A 16,137-nucleotide genomic window follows, 5' to 3' on the forward strand; every position below is an offset into this window, starting at 1 on the left:
TATTCCTCCTTACTAATATTATTTTAATATCTATAAAACTAACATTATTAACCTTAACTTTTGAATTATTTTTCAACTTTTTATGTTTATAAATCTGATACACATATTTCTACTATTCTCTTTACTTTTTCATCACAAACTTTATAAGTTATTTCTAACCCATTTCTTTCACCCTGAATTATTCCAGCAGTTCTTAATTTTTGTAAATGTTGTGAAACTGTTGATTGAGGCATATTTAAACAATTTTGCATATGTGAAACATTACATCCACCCTTCTCAATTAATCCTCTAACTATACATAATCTTACTGGGTGGGCTAAAGCTTTTAACACTTCAGACATCTCTTCTAACTCTTTATATTCCATATATAATACTCCTTAATAAAATCATTTTAACGCTATATTTATATATTACGATATATAAATATTATTGTCAATACTCTTATATTTTATACTATTCAACCACATCCAAAATTGTACCTATTTACTAATAATAAAATAAAAAAAAATAAACTATACCCTGTAAGATAGACACAACCTCTTTTTATGTGTCTATTTTACAGAGTATAGTTTACATTTTAAAACTCTATATAGATAACCTCTTTTTATTTTAAATATTGTAATAAGATATCTAATCTGAAATCTTTATTGGATTAAAATCTATATAATCACAACTAGTCATGATATAATTCACTTCATTGAATTTTCCATTTAAGACTCTTCCTAATGCATTACCATGCAAGTGACCATATACAACTTTTTCAACATTATACTCTTCAAATATTTTAGTTATATCTGAACCCTCAAACTTTTCATTAGTTGGTGGATAATGTATCATGCAAATTATCTTTTCATAGCCTGCTTTCTTAGCAGCATCTAATGAAAGTCTAAGTCTTATAAGCTCCCTTTTATATATTTTGTCATCCTTAGTTGAAAACTTATCAGAACCAGGACAAATCCATCCTCTACTACCACAAATTGCATAATCCTTATATACAAAAAAGTTATTTTGTATAAATTTAATATTATCATACATTTTATTTAATTTAGTGATACTTGACCACCAATAATCATGGTTACCTTTAATAATATATTTTTTGCCTGGAAGTGAAGCTATCCAATCTAAATCTTGTTTACTTTCATCCGCCTTCATAGACCAAGATATATCTCCTGCTATTAATACAGTATCTTCTTCTTTTATATTATTTAACCAGTTATCTTTTATTTTCTCATCATGCTTAAGCCAATGCTGTCCAAATATATCCATAGGTTTATCAGCGTTAAAAGCAAGATGAAGATCTGAGATAGCATACAAAGCCATACTAAATTCACCTAACCTTCATTAAATTATCTATATCCGTTACATAGGCTATAATATGTGCAACAGCTTCATAAAGCTCAGTAGGTATAGCTTCCCCTACTTCCATATTACACAACATATCTGCTAATTCCTTATTATAAACTACAGGAACATCAGCTTCTTCAGCTTTTTTCAAAATATTATCTGCTATTAATCCCATACCAGCAGCAGATACTATTGGTGCTTCAAAGTTTTGCTCATATTTTAATGCTGCGGCCTTTCTTGTCTGTTTTTGATTCATAATGAACACCTACATCTAAAAATTTAATCCCATTTTAATTATATACTAATAACCCTATTTATGAAAATACTTTATATTAAACTTTTCTATCTATAGCTAAAATGCTATTATCATTAAAGAACTCTCTACAATTTGTAAGATCTGTTTTAATTACTTTTTTACTTACATGTATATGAGGATTAAATCCCAATCCCTTTAATGCATCCTCAAGTTTTGATTTACCTAAATCCAGAATTCTTACAAATTCATTTTCACTTTTAATATCTACATCTATTGATTTATCTTTTACAGTTAAATATGCATCTACCATACCTATTCTTTTAGTTTCTACGGTTACTACCATTTTAACATTACTAGAATCTATTTTCTTTCCTTGTTTTCTATCATCTTTTACAATAAGCTTACAAGGATATTCTTCCTCTTTAATATTAAGTGGTAATGCCATATAATAATATTCATTACTTATTGTATTGAAAACTTTAAAGTCATTCATATTATTCTTTATAACTTGATACAATTTATCTGCTGTTTCTGTTCCTTCTTTACTTATATTATTCATTATATCCTTTATTATATTTTTTATTTCTTCACTCTTTTCTTTAATTTGAGTTTTGACTATTTCCTGCGAATTAAGTTCTTTCGTTATTTCTGAAACTAATCCTTTTACACTCTTATCAACTACGCTTGTCGTTTTAAACTCATTAGACTTCTGAATATTGTCATCTACATTTTCAGCATTTGTAGCATCTATTACTTCTTTTGGTGTGACTTTATTATCTACTGCTTTTTCTACATTTGTGTTATTTTCTTCATTACCTAAATTATTATTTATTGCATATTTTATAGTTTGATCTATTTTATGAAATTCGTTATCAGTTAAAGTTATATTTTTATTAAAATACTTACTAATGCTTTCCTCCATATGGGACTTCTTAATTTGATTAAGCTCTATTCCAGTTTCCTCTACTGTATTTTTAATAAAATTTAATATATCCTTATCCTCTAAGAGATTAATCTTTTCTAATTTTTCCTTTATTGAACCGTTTTGAAACTCAAGTTTATTACCTAAAACATCTTTTAAAGTGTTTTTAATTATATCAACTTCATTAGATGTTAGAGTTTTCAAAAGTTGTAACATACTCACTTTATTATTGGAAGATGATCCATAAATATTTTTAACTACATTTGCCATACTATTTTTATCTAAATTTATTTCTTTATCGTTATTAATTAAAGTTGCTGATTCACTAATTTTATTATCTTGTAAATCTTTATTTAATGTAGGGTTAATTTCTGCTTTTTTACTATCCCCATTATTAACATTTGTAATTTTTTCTTTGTTATTTAAATTTTCTTTTATTATTTTATTTTCATCATTATTTAAAATATTATTTTTTATATCTACTGATAAATTTTTAATATCCTTATATAAACTTCCATCTTCCTTAAATAGCTTAATGTAGCTATCTATATTTTCTTTTGTAAAGTCTATATTATTTTCCATAAACATGAATATATCAGCTTCATTAAGCTTGCTAAATTCATTGAAAAAGCTTTTAAGTATATTAGAAATGTTATTTGCTTTTTCACTCCCTACTGAAATTCCTTTACTTAATAAATACTTTTCTATAAAAGCATCTATTTCACCTTGGTTGTTATTCATTTTATTTTGGAAAGTAATTATATTCTTCATTTTAAGAACATTTTCTTTAGAAGCTACCATATTATGTTTAATCATATTACTTAAAAGTATCTTGTCCTCTTTTGATAAACCTTCTTCTTCTAAAAAATCTCCTAAAACATCATCATTATTACTATTCCCTTTTTCTTCATCAGATACAATTTTAAGTTTAAGTTTTCCCTCATCAAAACCTTCCACTTCAAATTTTACTATATCGCCTTGAAGATCTTCTAATTTATCATCTAATTTTGCATCAAATTGCCATCCATCCAAAAGCTTAATACTAACATCATTGCTTCCGTTACTTTTAACAATTCTACCAGAAAATTTTTCTCCTACATCAAAAGTAAGCTTAGAGGATACTTTTTTATTATTTGAATTACTAATATTTGATACATTCCAAATAGCTGGCAATAAAATCACCTCCTGTTAATACTTATATCGTATATATAATCTTGTTCTAAAGCTTTAAAAATGGGAAGTATATAATTTTTTAGTTTCATATAAAGCTTTAAATAAACCCAAATTTATATATTACATACCAAAATAACTAAATACTATATAGCTTACTAAATATAATTTTAAAAGTAATAATATGTAAAACAAAACCATTAACCTATTAACCATTTATCGTAAATATTGATAATTTTTGAAAATTGAAATTTTAAATAATTAAACCCTTGTTATAATTATCTAAAATAATTATAACAAGGGTTTTATTTTAAGCTACATATTTTTTTATAAATTCGGGTAATTGTAGTTCTTCGCTATTTATACTAATGTATACGTTTATACTTCTAGTTTTTTGAATATCTTCTAATCTAGAAAATAAATGTGCAGCCTCATCCATACAACCACTAACTATATTAGAAAGTCCATCTATATAGATATTCTCAATATCGTAGTCTTGAGCAATAATGCCACACAAAAATCCATAAAACCCATGATAGTCCATCAAAGAGAAATCCTCTGTGGATATGAATCTTATATTTCTATGAAGTTGTAATATTAATCTTTTATCATCATCGATATAAACTGAGTTTCCACTGCAATCCATGGCCTTCTCATTAGCTAAATTCATTAACTTTTTTGTTTTTCCTGAACCTCTTTTATTGAAGAATACTTGTATCACTAGAACCACCCCTTATATTTATTTGGCAAATATGTTTGCCCTATTAACAAAATTGATTAAAGTACTAGCTAAAAATTCTCCCTAAGCCTCAACTTTTATAAGTATGTCTAATCAAACTCCATCTGAAGCTAAGGATTATTCTACAATTAATTGCTTTTAGACGAGTAAATTGGCCTATTATTTTTTTGAATATGCCTTAACACCTGGAAATATTACCTTTACACTATCTTGAATCTGTGAATTTATAAATAGCACCTTTCCTATACTCTTAAAAGCCTTCTTCATTCTAAACATGCCATTCCCACTTCTTGAAAATCTGCCCTTCTCATCCATAGTAACTAACTTTTCATAAATCCACATATTTCTTCTAGCATAAGACGGAATTTCATTCCTATTTTTCTTAATAAGTTGCCCCGGACTTACAACTGAAATGCTACTTTGTGTAATAACCACCTCTATAACTCTATCAACTTGTGTATAATCTCTATATAAAACTGCATTCTTTATTCCTTCCATAACGCCTTTGTATGGATATTCATTAGGTAAAATATCCTTTATAGCAATCTCAGCCTTATCTAACATCTCTAATAAGCTTCCTTGTATAATTATCATATCCTTTACCTTTGTATTTATTTTATTTATTATTCTTATCATATTATGAGGTAAATAAATGCTATTAATAGAGGAAAATACAAGTAAACCACCTAGTGTACATTTTTCTATACCATAATTAATATCTGTAAATATTATCGAGCTATTCTGTAAAAGAAATCTTTCATTCTCACTAGTTAATTCTATATTTTTATTTTTAAAATATAAAGTAACTAGCTCTCTGTCTATTGACTTAATTGAACTATTCATAATAGGACATGTCTCAGCTGTTAGATTTAAATTTTCCTCAAAAGCCTCTATAAGCTCTTGCTTTCTCATAATATCAGTTGTAGATCCTCTTCTTATATAAAAAGCTCCATTTTCTCTAAGCTGATATGGTTTTTGCTTACCATCATATATAACGATTACTCCTATTGTTAAATTATCGATATTTAATATTTCTAATGATATTGGAATAGGTGGATCGCATCTAGATGTTATGATTTGTTGAATTTGCTCCTCACTTATATTAACACCTGACTTTATTCCAACTAACTTTTTAGTCTTATCCTCAACTCCAATCACTATATAGCCTCTTCCACCATTAGAGTTTGCTATTGCGCAAATATCTTTTGCTAATTCTTTTTTACCTGATTCCATATTAAGTTCTATCATTTGTTTAAAATCAAGCTTTGGTCCTTCTTCACATCTTAAAAGCTTAAATAATTTCTTTTTATCCATAATAACTCCTAAAACTTTGTCATGTAAATTTTTTTAAGCCTTTATATATTATATTATTAAAGTTTAAAATAATTTACTAATATTTATAATTATGATAGTTTATTTTATGACAAAATAGTGGTATTATATAAAATCTCTTACTACATCTCAAAACTCTGAATTATAAAGTATTTATATAATCCCATTTCTATTTATAAATATAATGAACCTATAAAATTTATTATCGTTAATTCTATAATTTTCTATATTAAAAAAGCTTGTAAATTATTTTTACAAGCCTAAATTATCTAGTAAGAAATTATGACCTTATTTTTTCCAGTATTCTTAGCTTTATACATATTTATATCTGCAACCTTTATAATTTCATCTATAGTATGTCCATCTAAAGGGTAAAAACTAATTCCAAAGCTTACTGTAACATTCATACAAAGCTCATTTTTGCAAATAGGTGTAGTAGCAATTAAATTTCTAATAGCATCTACCCTGTTAAATAAATCCTTTTCATCCTTAAAATTTCTTAAATATAATATTATTTCTTCTCCACCATATCTTGCTATAATATCATCTTCTTCTAAACAACTTGAAAATAATTCTACTATTTGTTTTAACGCTTCATCTCCAAATTGATGACCATGCGAATCATTTAATTTCTTAAAATTATCTATATCTGCCATAACTATAGCAAATTTAGAGTTACTTTTATCTATTATATTTCTTTCTACAGCTTCAAAAAAATACTTTCTATTATATATTTTAAGAAATGGATCCCTTTTAGAAGACTCTTCAACCTTTTTATATAACAAGCTATTTTCTATAGCTATAGCTATTTGATTTGCTATTGATGCAACAAACTTTATATGCTCATTATTAAAAAACTTGAAATAAGTATGTTCTACTATAATATATCCTATGAATTCATTTCTTATTTTTATAGGAACACCAATAACAGAATGTATATCTTTTTTATTAGTGTGTTCATGAAATACAGCCTCAGTAGAATTTATAACAAAGCCCTCTTCTGACTTTATATATTCCTGATTATAAATACTTAAATCAGCATTAAAATTATCACTATTGGTAGCCTTTACTGTAAAAATTCCATCTTCTAATAGATATATAGTTGAATAATTTACTCCTAAAACCCCAACTATCATATCATTTATCATAGCTATTAAATTATCATCTGAAATATAGGAATTTACATATTTACTTATCTCAATAATATTAGTTAATGCATCTAAATTTCTTTCTAGTTTAATATTTTTCTCATTTAATATTTGCATTTGCCGTTCGGCAAAACTTTGATAGGTCTCAAACTCCTCATGGAGCCTTTCATACATTATTTTATACTCTCCCATAAAACAACACTCTCTCTCAAAAACTAAAACCTAACTTTAATATGAAACTCCTACTCACTATTGTTCCTAGGAGTAAGTTCGAATAACCAAATTAAAAATTTGGATTCTTACTTATCTATAGTTTGTAAATTGTAATGCTATTCCAAAATCTTTTTCTTTTAATAAAGAAATTACTCTTTGTAATTCATCCTTATCCTTACTTGAAATTCTAAGTTCATCTTCTTGAATTTGAGCTTGAACCTTGATTTTACTGGATTTTATATCTACAACTATTTCTTTTGCTTTCTCTTTAGATATCCCATTAACTAATTTACAAACAACTTTAACAGAACCAAGACTAGCATTGTCTATTTTACCAACCTCTAAAGCTTTAGGTGAAATCCCTCTTTTCACAAGCTTACCTTTTAATATTTCTATGACTGTTTTTAATTTATATTCATCATCTGATATGATTTTTATTTCATCTTTTATTAATTCAATATTGCTTTTACTTCCTTTAAAATCATATCTTTGTGAAATTTCTTTAATTGCTTGATTAATAGCATTATCTACTTCTTGCATATCAACCTTAGAAACTACATCAAAAGAATATGTACTTGCCATAAGTAAAACCTCCTTATTAAAAAATAGAATAAACTTACTATCCTATATATTAAGTTTATTCTATTCACTATATAATATCAAGACCAAACTAGTAAATATGAATATTAATTGTAATTTTTGCGAACTTTTAATATGTGTTTTTCACATTACTTACATCCTTTATATTTACTTCTACATCAAGGTTTAAATCTGTATTTTTAAAAATACTGTTATCATTCTTATTTTCAGAATATCTCATTTCAAAAAGTCTATTTATATTGAAAATATCTAAATTTTTTTCTTTAAAATCTTTAAAAATTGTGGTTAGCTTTTCTTTTATAGCTTCCGCTTCTACAGCTTTAATATAATTAAGATTCTCATTTGTTAAAATAAGATTATCTTGAGATTCTGATAAAGCACAATTAAGTTTTAATCCTTTATTAAGTTTATATTTACCATTATCATAAGTTAAACTAGTTGTTGTTTTAGCATTTAGTATTTCTAAAGTAATAAAACTATTTTGATTTAAAGGATTAGAAAGTTCTAAAGTAGCACTTTTAACTTTATTATTTAAAAAATTATAACTAAAAACCTCATTCTCTGTTATTCTATAAACCATAATATCATCTTTTAAAATTGCTCCACCTTTAAGCATAAGTCTTTTTTTACCAACATCTTCTTTTAATTCAAGAGCTCCTAATAAACCTATTTTTTCTACACTTGTTCTATTATTTAAATATTCATTGATTGTTACTGTAACAGCTTTAGGACTAGTTTTCATCTTTAAACTTAAATCTTCTAGATAAAGCCCTAAATATTCTTCATCACCTTCGGCTGTCTTTAACAAATTTTCAACCTCATCAAATAATACAAATAAATATGGTTTTTGCATAAATTCCTGATCTCTGCTTAATATATCTACAAACTTCTTAATCCCTGTTTTTGCAACCTTTTCTGTAAATATATATGCTCTACATTGAGTAAAATTTATTTTATAACTAGATGCCATATTCACATTCTTTATAGCCTCCAAAACAGTCTTACCTGTTCCTTTATATATAAGTCTTCTACCTTTATCAGAGCTCTCATTTGCATTTCTATATGGCTTTACTCCCTCTATATAAATTACCACATTCCCAAACTCATCCTCATCAAAAATAGTTGTTGTAGCAAATGTAATTTTATTTATATCATTATAGTTATAGCAACCTACAAAACCTATACTCATTATAAATACAAGTAAAACCGCTATTAAGCTCTTAATTTTTCTCATGTTTATCATCCTCATCAATTACTTTTTTTGATATAGTTTTTAAATCCCCTCTAAACATTAAATCTTTAAATTTATGAGTTTTTAATGTTTCAATAGGAAATAAATATGTAAAATTACAAGATTTTATATTAGATAAATGTGAAACTAAAATTAAAAAACCTAGAATAAATCCAGGTAAACCAAAAAAACCTGATAATATAACAAATCCCATAGACCATAAGGATATTGCACCATAAGCTCTAGGCACTAGAAAATAACATACCGTACTTATAGCTACTATTAATATTGTTATCCTTGATGCTAATCCTGCCCCTACTGCTGCATCTCCTAATATCAAAGCTGCAACTATACTCATAGCCGTACCAATAGGCTGCGGCAATCTAAGACCAGCTTCCTTAATAAGCTGAAAAAATACCATCATCAGAATAACCTCTACCACTGTTGGAAAAGGTACTCCCGCCCTTGCAACAGCTAATCTAAATACAAAAAGAGAAGGTATCATTGAAAAATGATGTGTTATTACCGCTACATATAGAGCTGGTAAAAACATAGCTATAAAAAACGCCAACCATCTTAAACCTCTTGTAAAATTTGCAAAATATTTATTTGTATAGTAATCATCTGGAGTTTGAAAGTTCTCTAAAAAGAAATACGGAACAGTCAAAACAAAAGGAGTGCCATCAACTATTATAGCAACTCTACCTTCCATTATTTTAGCCGAAACTTCATCTGGTTTTTCAGTATATCCTACTGTATCAAAAATAGTTTTCTTAGCCCGTAATTCATCTTCAATATAATTAGTATCCAAAATAAAATCATAATCTAAACCTTGCACCTTTTGCTTTACTTCATTAACTAATTCACCTGATACAACTCCATCTAAATAACCTATACATACTACAGTTTGTGACGTTTTTCCAACCATCATCGGTTCAAATTTAAGCTTTGGACTTTTTATGCGTCTTCTAATAAGAGCTATATTATCTACAAAAGCTTCTGTAAAACCTTCTCTAGGTCCTTTGATAACCGCTTCTGTAATAGGTATTCCTACACTTCTCCTTACGGCTCCTTTAACATCACAATATATCATTTTATCTGTATTTTTAAATATTAAGACTATATCTCCTGATAATATATGACTTATAGCCTCTTCTTCATCTTTTAAAAAATCTGCTACAATGGTATTTAAAGATTTAGTTATAATATCATCAGGTTCTTTTATATCATCTTTAAATTTTTTTAACGGATTTACTACAAAATCACCTATCATAATAGCAGAGCATAAAAGATCTATAAACACCAATGTAACAGGTCCTAATCCGGAATCTACCTCCCTATACTTTACATCAAAGCTATTTTTAAGTTTATCTTTTATATAATTTAACTGTCCTTCCATTTGCATCACCTGAAAATAGTATTAGCCTTAAAAATATTTTATATTCTTCATCTTTTATATATTAAAAAAATAATAAGATACAAATTTACCAACCTATCTTCTTTATTAATAATTAATGTTTAATATTATTTTTTTTGAGAATACTAAATTGAGAATTAATAAAAGAGGTGGATATTTTGGAAAAGCTAACAAGTAAACACTTTATACTTTTAATATTATCTATAACTATAGTATCTATTATCATGTACTCTTCAATTTTTATTGATCTTGGGGGTAGGGTTACCTTTATATTTACTATAATAGCATCTATTATTCTTATACTTTTCTCCCTAACAATTTTAAATATATGCTCTAAACATAATAACTTTGATTTTAAACAAATTTGTTTAAATATTCTTGGAAATAAACTAGGAAAATTTTATATTTTTCTTTTTTCTCTAACACTTATATTATCAACTGTAGAAAGCTTAGCTATACCTAATAGTGTTATTCACGAGAATATTTTTCTAGAAACTCCCATATGGTATGGAATTTTACTTTTCACAATTACTGGTTATTTCATATCAAAAAAGGATTTAAACTCTATAGTTTCAGTAACTAGTATTTCTATGTTCTTCATATTAATTTCATTATTTTTAATTGCTGTGTTATCTAATCAACATAAAGACTTTTCAAATCTTTTACCTATAAACTTTACTTTAAATAAAGAAAACTCTTTATGTTTAATAAGTCAGATAGGCTCTTTAAGTTCATTCGTTATACTTTTGCCTATAATTAATTTGGTAGAAGATAAAAACAATTTAAAGTCAAGTATATTAAAAGGATTAATCATTGCATTTATAATAGTTATTTTCTTCATAATTGGTATCATAGCTACTTTTGGCCCTATTAGAGGTGGAAATACATTATATCCAATATTTTCTCAATGTCAAATGATATCTTATGGTGGTTTCATAGAAAATGGCTCTATTTTACTTCTCATTTTCTTTATTCTTAGTTGGCTATGTAAATATATGATATGCTTGTATTCCTTGACCTTATTATTTAATGTAAAAGATAAAAATACATTTGTAATTTTTATCTCTATACTGAATTATTTTTTAGCTTTAATTATAGGGAATAATGTTTTTTTTACTCTTAATTTTATAAAATATTATCAATATTTATTATTTGTAATATTTTTTGCTATACCACTTATAATTTATATACTTTATCACTTTAAATTAAGGAATACCAAAGTAAAATAATTTGAAATTACTTTTGACAAATAAATAACTTAAAAACTAAATTTAATATAATGCTTCAAACCCTAGTTTCTAAATAAATATATTATTTATCTTAAAAAGAAAGCAAAGCACTAAAAATTAGTGCTTTGCTTTTAAATTACGGAGTGGATTTTCTTCCAAATAGGAGATCTACTATAAAGATGATAGCTGCTACAACAAGTAAAATATTAATGAAATAGCCTCCTATGCTAAAAATTAGACCTAGAAGCCAGAAGAATACAACTATTCCTCCCAACCATCTTAAAAATGCCAAAATGCCACCTCCTAAATCAAATAGGGTGCAACCTATCTTGAGATTTGTTTATTCTTGCACAATTATTATTTGTAAAAATCATGTTTTTATTCCTGCTATTACACACCTTATAAGAATTTCTCTCATTATATATTTTTCATTAGCTAATTTATTAAAATAAATTTGTCAAGTCTGGACTTTTTCTCAAATATATATTTAACATATTTAATAAAACTATCTTCTATTAAATATGTCAAATTTCAAAAATAAGTTGACATATATGGTTTAAAGTCATATTATAATAATTAAATGAATATAAAACCTTTGATAAGAAGTAGTAATTTTAAAAACAAATTTACAGAAAACTACTAATGCTGAGAATGTAGTAATTATGCTTAAAATGAATGGATCTTTGAGGCGCTTAGATGAAATTTAGTATTTTAAGCCGTTAGTCTTACGTTATAAAGACAGGATATCTACATTTAGTATGTATCTTTAAGAGGAAAGCTTAAGCTTTTAAAATTAGGTGGCACCGTGTATATTACGCCCTATGGATTTATAATTCATAGGGCTTTTTTATATTATATACTTATAAAAATACAAACTTCATGTTTATTACTTTATAAGTATAAATAATTTTATACTTTCTACACATAAAAAAATAAAAAACTACAAAATAAGAAGGGAGTCTTACAAAATGGACGAAAAGAAAAAAGTTATATTTAGCGGAATCCAACCATCAGGTGACTTAACACTTGGAAATTACTTAGGAGCTATAAAGAATTGGGTTAAACTTCAAGATGAGTATGATTGTTTTTTCTGCATAGTTGATTTACATGCTATAACAGTAAAACAAACTCCTGCTGATTTAAGAAGAAGAACTCTAGATCTTTTAGCTATTTATATAGCTGCTGGTATAGATCCAAAGAAAAACACTTTATTTATTCAATCACATGTACCAGCACATAGCGAAGCTTCTTGGCTTTTAACTTGTTCAAGTTATATGGGAGAATTATCCAGAATGACTCAATTTAAAGATAAATCAAAATCTATGGGAGAATCTATAAGTGCAGGTTTATTTACTTATCCTGTCTTAATGGCAGCAGATATACTTTTATATAATACAGATTTAGTTCCTGTTGGAAAAGATCAAATGCAACATTTAGAATTAGCTAGAGATATAGCTAATAGATTTAATACTACTTATAGTCCTACATTCGTAGTTCCAGAAGGCTATACTCCTAAAGTTGCAGCAAAAATAATGAGCTTACAAGAACCAGAAAAGAAAATGTCCAAATCAGATGATTCACCAAATAGCTTCGTTTTAATAATGGACCCACCAGAAATTATAAGAAAAAAAGTAGCTAGAGCTGTTACTGATAGTATTGGTATAGTAAACTACACAGATGAACAGCCAGGTGTTAAAAACCTTATAAATATCCTTTGTGCTATAAAGGGCTATACTCCAGAAGAGGTAGTTTCAATGTATAATGGCAAAGGATATGCTGAATTTAAAGCTGATGTTGCAGAAGCTATAGTTTCCGAATTAGCTCCTATACAAGAAAAAGTACACAATCTTTTAGCAGATAAAAAAGCTTTAGAAGAAATCTATAAAGCTGGATCTGAAAAAGCTAATTATGTAGCTAATAAGAATTTAAGAAAAATGCAAAAGAAAATAGGTTTTATTCCTAGATAATCAAATAATTTTTGTTAATTTTCTTGTTAAATCACAGGCTCCAAGTCATCAATAATTGATAAATTTTCCTTATGAATAAAAATATTTTTAAGTTTCTCTACTTTAAAAAATAGAAAATTAAAAAAATTAAAACCGACAAGTAAAAATAATTTTTTTACTTGCCGGTTTATTAATATATTATAATATATTTTGCAAATATCCTTCTAATCTCTTAACAATAGCTTCTCTAGAATAATTTTCAGCAACGTACTTTCTTCCATTGCTTCCAAGTTCCTCTTTAAGTGCTGAATCATTATACAATTTTTCTATAGCTGCAGCTATTTCTTTTGGATTTTCTGGCTCAACTACTATTCCACCCTTAGCATCATTTATAAGTTTTTCTGCTTCACCTTCTACAGCTAAAACTATAGGAAGTTCTGATGCTAATGCTTCAAACATTTTTGATGGTAATGCACCTTTAAATAAATCTAATTTTTTTAATGGTACAACTGTTGCATCCATAGACGCTATTATTCTAGGCATGGATTTCTTTTCTTGAACTGGAAAGAACTTAACATTATCTAAACCTTTTTCTTTAACCATGTTCATTAACATTGATTTTTCCGGACCATCTCCAAAAAATAAAATTTGTATATCCTTATTATCTCTTAAAATATTTGCAGCTTCAATTATTACTTCAAGACCTTGAGCTATACCATGTATTCCTGCATAACATACTGCAAATTTGTCTTTTACCCCTATTTCTTCTCTATACTGTTCATCCCTATTCTCTTTACTAAATAAGCTTAAATCTACCCCATTTGTTATTAACTTGACTTTATCTTCCGAAAAACCTCTTTCAACAATATTATTTACTATTCCCTTAGTTTGACCAGTTACTAAATGAGCTTTTCTATATGAAAACTCTTCAAGCCAAACTGACATCTTTATAAATAATTTATTGTGTAACACACCTAGCTTTATAGCTGATTCTGGCCAAAGATCTGAAACATTGAATACAAATTTTGCACCTCTTCTTTTAGCTATAACATAGCCTGACCAACCTAAAAATAAAGGTGGTGATTCTGTAATTACTACATCTTGCTTTTCTATATGCTTAAGCCCTTGGAAAACTGATGAAAATGTAAAAGAAAAATAGTTTCTTAATCTTTTAATAAAACTTTTACTTTTAGTTGCGTAAATAGATGTTCTAATTATTTTTATACCATCAATCTCTTCCTTAACAACGCCCCTTCCTTCATATCCCTCGAATATTTCACCCTTTGGATAATTAGGTAATGCTGTAAGTATAGTAACCTCATGACCATTTTTCTTTAAGCCTTTAGCAAACTCAAATATTCTATTCTGAGGAGCCCCTACTTCTGGAGGACAATATTGTGTTAGAAATAGTATCTTCATTAACTACCTCTCCTTACTATAACTTTCAATTATATTTAATATCTTTTCTGCCGCTTTTCCATCTCCAAATATTTCTGGTCTATCTGAATTAGGAGCAAACTCCTTAATAGCAGTTTTTATTTTTTCTTTATCTGTTCCAACTATTAAATTCCAACCAACCTCTACAGTTTCAACCCATTCAGTTTCATCCCTCATAGTTATACATGGTTTTCCCATAAAATAAGCTTCTTTTTGTATTCCACCGCTATCTGATACAATCTTATTAGCATTCATTTCTAATTCAAGCATTTCTATATATCCAACTGGATCTATAAGTTTTATGTTGTCATTAAAGCTTAATCCATATTCTAATATATATTTTTTAGTTCTTGGATGAATTGGAAGTATAACAGTAGACCCACATTCATTTAAAGCTTCTACTATATTTTTAAGTCTATTTATATCATTAGTATTTTCTGCCCTGTGTATGGTAGTTAATATATAATCACCTTTTATATCCAATTTTTTTAATAAATCGGATTTTTTTCTTGCAATTTCTTTAAAGTCAAGAACAGCATCATACATTACATCTCCTATATTATAAACACTATCAGTTATGCCTTCATTAGTTAAGTTCTTTTCAGCATCTTTCGTAGGCACTAATAATAATTCTGATATATGATCAGTTAATATTCTATTTTGTTCTTCTGGCATAGTCTTATTAAAACTTCTAAGTCCTGCTTCTACATGTATAACAGGTATTAATAATTTACTTGCTGCTAATGCTCCTGCTAAAGTTGAGTTTGTGTCACCATATACTAAAACAAAATCTGGTTTCTCTTTCAAGTATATTTCTTCAAGCTTTTCAAGCATCATACCAGTCATTTTTCCATGACTTCCAGAACCAACTTCTAAATTGTAATCTGGCCTAGGTATTTTTAATTCCTCAAAAAATACTTTAGACATATTCTCATCATAATGTTGCCCTGTATGTATTAATAATTCATTATGCTTAGTCCTTAAAGCCTTAGATACAGGTGCTGCTTTTATAAATTGAGGTCTAGCACCTACAATACTTATTATTTTCATAATTTTCCTCCTGATACTTTCTTAACATTATTATATTATAACTATAAGTTCTCAAATTCTCAAGCCAAATTCAATTCTTCAGTAATTAAAATCTACCATCAAA

The 16,137-nt window shown here is 26.8% G+C and carries 15 protein-coding genes and 1 other annotated feature; of the genes, 2 read left to right on the plus strand and 13 right to left on the minus strand.

Annotated features, from left to right (window positions below; all coding sequences use genetic code 11):
- Positions 1-86 precede the first annotated feature (86 nt).
- From BUB01_RS16090 to BUB01_RS16135, 10 genes are all read right to left on the minus strand, one after another.
- The gene (locus BUB01_RS16090; RefSeq protein ID WP_072990280.1) at positions 87-365 is read right to left on the minus strand and encodes an ArsR/SmtB family transcription factor; all 279 of its coding nucleotides are present in this window, start codon (positions 363-365) and stop codon (positions 87-89) included.
- A gap of 265 nt (positions 366-630) precedes the next feature.
- Positions 631-1,320: a metallophosphoesterase gene (locus BUB01_RS16095; RefSeq protein WP_072990284.1), complete on the minus strand. Its 690-nt coding sequence runs from the start codon at positions 1,318-1,320 to the stop codon at positions 631-633.
- 7 nt (positions 1,321-1,327) lie between these two features.
- A complete protein-coding gene (locus tag BUB01_RS16100) occupies positions 1,328-1,600 on the minus strand; it encodes an EscU/YscU/HrcU family type III secretion system export apparatus switch protein (RefSeq protein WP_072990289.1) in 273 nt (90 codons plus the stop codon).
- A 76-nt stretch (positions 1,601-1,676) separates the two neighbouring features.
- Entirely contained in the window at positions 1,677-3,695 is a 2,019-nt protein-coding gene (locus BUB01_RS16105) for a ring-infected erythrocyte surface antigen domain-containing protein (protein WP_072990292.1), read from the minus strand.
- Between the two features lie 307 nt (positions 3,696-4,002).
- Positions 4,003-4,413 carry a hypothetical protein gene (locus BUB01_RS16110; RefSeq protein WP_072990295.1) on the minus strand — a complete coding sequence of 137 codons (411 nt, stop codon included), beginning with the start codon at positions 4,411-4,413 and terminating at the stop codon, positions 4,003-4,005.
- 177 nt (positions 4,414-4,590) lie between these two features.
- Positions 4,591-5,745, minus strand: a complete 1,155-nt coding sequence (locus BUB01_RS16115) for an AlbA family DNA-binding domain-containing protein (protein WP_072990298.1) — start codon at positions 5,743-5,745, stop codon at positions 4,591-4,593.
- Between the two features lie 287 nt (positions 5,746-6,032).
- Positions 6,033-7,103, minus strand: coding sequence for a sensor domain-containing diguanylate cyclase (locus BUB01_RS16120; protein ID WP_072990301.1), 1,071 nt, complete (start codon positions 7,101-7,103; stop codon positions 6,033-6,035).
- A 111-nt stretch (positions 7,104-7,214) separates the two neighbouring features.
- Positions 7,215-7,706 (minus strand): YajQ family cyclic di-GMP-binding protein, encoded by a 492-nt coding sequence (locus tag BUB01_RS16125; RefSeq protein ID WP_072990306.1) that lies wholly within the window; start codon positions 7,704-7,706, stop codon positions 7,215-7,217.
- 127 nt (positions 7,707-7,833) lie between these two features.
- Entirely contained in the window at positions 7,834-8,958 is a 1,125-nt protein-coding gene (locus BUB01_RS16130; RefSeq protein WP_159433269.1) for a Ger(x)C family spore germination protein, read from the minus strand.
- Positions 8,945-10,354 (minus strand): spore germination protein, encoded by a 1,410-nt coding sequence (locus BUB01_RS16135; protein WP_072990310.1) that lies wholly within the window; start codon positions 10,352-10,354, stop codon positions 8,945-8,947. The genes BUB01_RS16130 and BUB01_RS16135 overlap by 14 nt, the downstream gene beginning before the upstream one ends.
- A gap of 242 nt (positions 10,355-10,596) precedes the next feature.
- On the opposite strand from BUB01_RS16135, the gene BUB01_RS23995 reads away from it, so the two are divergent.
- A complete protein-coding gene (locus tag BUB01_RS23995; RefSeq protein ID WP_423231129.1) occupies positions 10,597-11,601 on the plus strand; it encodes a GerAB/ArcD/ProY family transporter in 1,005 nt (334 codons plus the stop codon).
- 136 nt (positions 11,602-11,737) lie between these two features.
- Here BUB01_RS23995 and BUB01_RS22965 read toward each other — a convergent pair whose 3' ends face one another.
- On the minus strand, positions 11,738-11,893 hold the full coding sequence (locus BUB01_RS22965) for a lmo0937 family membrane protein (protein ID WP_143152519.1): 156 nt from the start codon (positions 11,891-11,893) through the stop codon (positions 11,738-11,740).
- Between the two features lie 294 nt (positions 11,894-12,187).
- Positions 12,188-12,426, plus strand: a binding site (T-box leader).
- Between the two features lie 143 nt (positions 12,427-12,569).
- Between BUB01_RS22965 and trpS the strand changes: the two genes are divergently transcribed.
- Positions 12,570-13,568: a tryptophan--tRNA ligase gene (gene trpS, locus BUB01_RS16145; RefSeq protein ID WP_072990315.1), complete on the plus strand. Its 999-nt coding sequence runs from the start codon at positions 12,570-12,572 to the stop codon at positions 13,566-13,568.
- A 177-nt stretch (positions 13,569-13,745) separates the two neighbouring features.
- On the opposite strand, the gene BUB01_RS16150 is transcribed toward trpS, so the two are convergent.
- Positions 13,746-14,966 (minus strand): glycosyltransferase family 4 protein, encoded by a 1,221-nt coding sequence (locus BUB01_RS16150; protein ID WP_072990318.1) that lies wholly within the window; start codon positions 14,964-14,966, stop codon positions 13,746-13,748.
- A gap of 3 nt (positions 14,967-14,969) precedes the next feature.
- Positions 14,970-16,034, minus strand: coding sequence for a non-hydrolyzing UDP-N-acetylglucosamine 2-epimerase (wecB, locus tag BUB01_RS16155; RefSeq protein ID WP_072990321.1), 1,065 nt, complete (start codon positions 16,032-16,034; stop codon positions 14,970-14,972).
- Positions 16,035-16,137: the final 103 nt, after the last annotated feature.

The organism is Clostridium cavendishii DSM 21758 (assembly GCF_900141845.1).
In the GTDB taxonomy this organism is placed as follows: Bacteria; Bacillota; Clostridia; order Clostridiales; family Clostridiaceae; genus Clostridium_AG; species Clostridium_AG cavendishii.

Coding starts and splice junctions, on each gene's coding strand:
- BUB01_RS16090 (WP_072990280.1), bottom strand. CDS start 365: ATGGAATATAAAGAGTTAGAAGAGATGTCTGAAGTGTTAAAAGCTTTA.
- BUB01_RS16135 (WP_072990310.1), bottom strand. CDS start 10,354: ATGGAAGGACAGTTAAATTATATAAAAGATAAACTTAAAAATAGCTTT.
- wecB (WP_072990321.1), bottom strand. CDS start 16,034: ATGAAAATAATAAGTATTGTAGGTGCTAGACCTCAATTTATAAAAGCA.
- BUB01_RS16100 (WP_072990289.1), bottom strand. CDS start 1,600: ATGAATCAAAAACAGACAAGAAAGGCCGCAGCATTAAAATATGAGCAA.
- trpS (WP_072990315.1), top strand. CDS start 12,570: ATGGACGAAAAGAAAAAAGTTATATTTAGCGGAATCCAACCATCAGGT.
- BUB01_RS23995 (WP_423231129.1), top strand. CDS start 10,597: ATGTACTCTTCAATTTTTATTGATCTTGGGGGTAGGGTTACCTTTATA.
- BUB01_RS16125 (WP_072990306.1), bottom strand. CDS start 7,706: ATGGCAAGTACATATTCTTTTGATGTAGTTTCTAAGGTTGATATGCAA.
- BUB01_RS16115 (WP_072990298.1), bottom strand. CDS start 5,745: ATGGATAAAAAGAAATTATTTAAGCTTTTAAGATGTGAAGAAGGACCA.
- BUB01_RS16120 (WP_072990301.1), bottom strand. CDS start 7,103: ATGGGAGAGTATAAAATAATGTATGAAAGGCTCCATGAGGAGTTTGAG.
- BUB01_RS16095 (WP_072990284.1), bottom strand. CDS start 1,320: ATGGCTTTGTATGCTATCTCAGATCTTCATCTTGCTTTTAACGCTGAT.
- BUB01_RS16150 (WP_072990318.1), bottom strand. CDS start 14,966: ATGAAGATACTATTTCTAACACAATATTGTCCTCCAGAAGTAGGGGCT.
- BUB01_RS16130 (WP_159433269.1), bottom strand. CDS start 8,958: ATGAGAAAAATTAAGAGCTTAATAGCGGTTTTACTTGTATTTATAATG.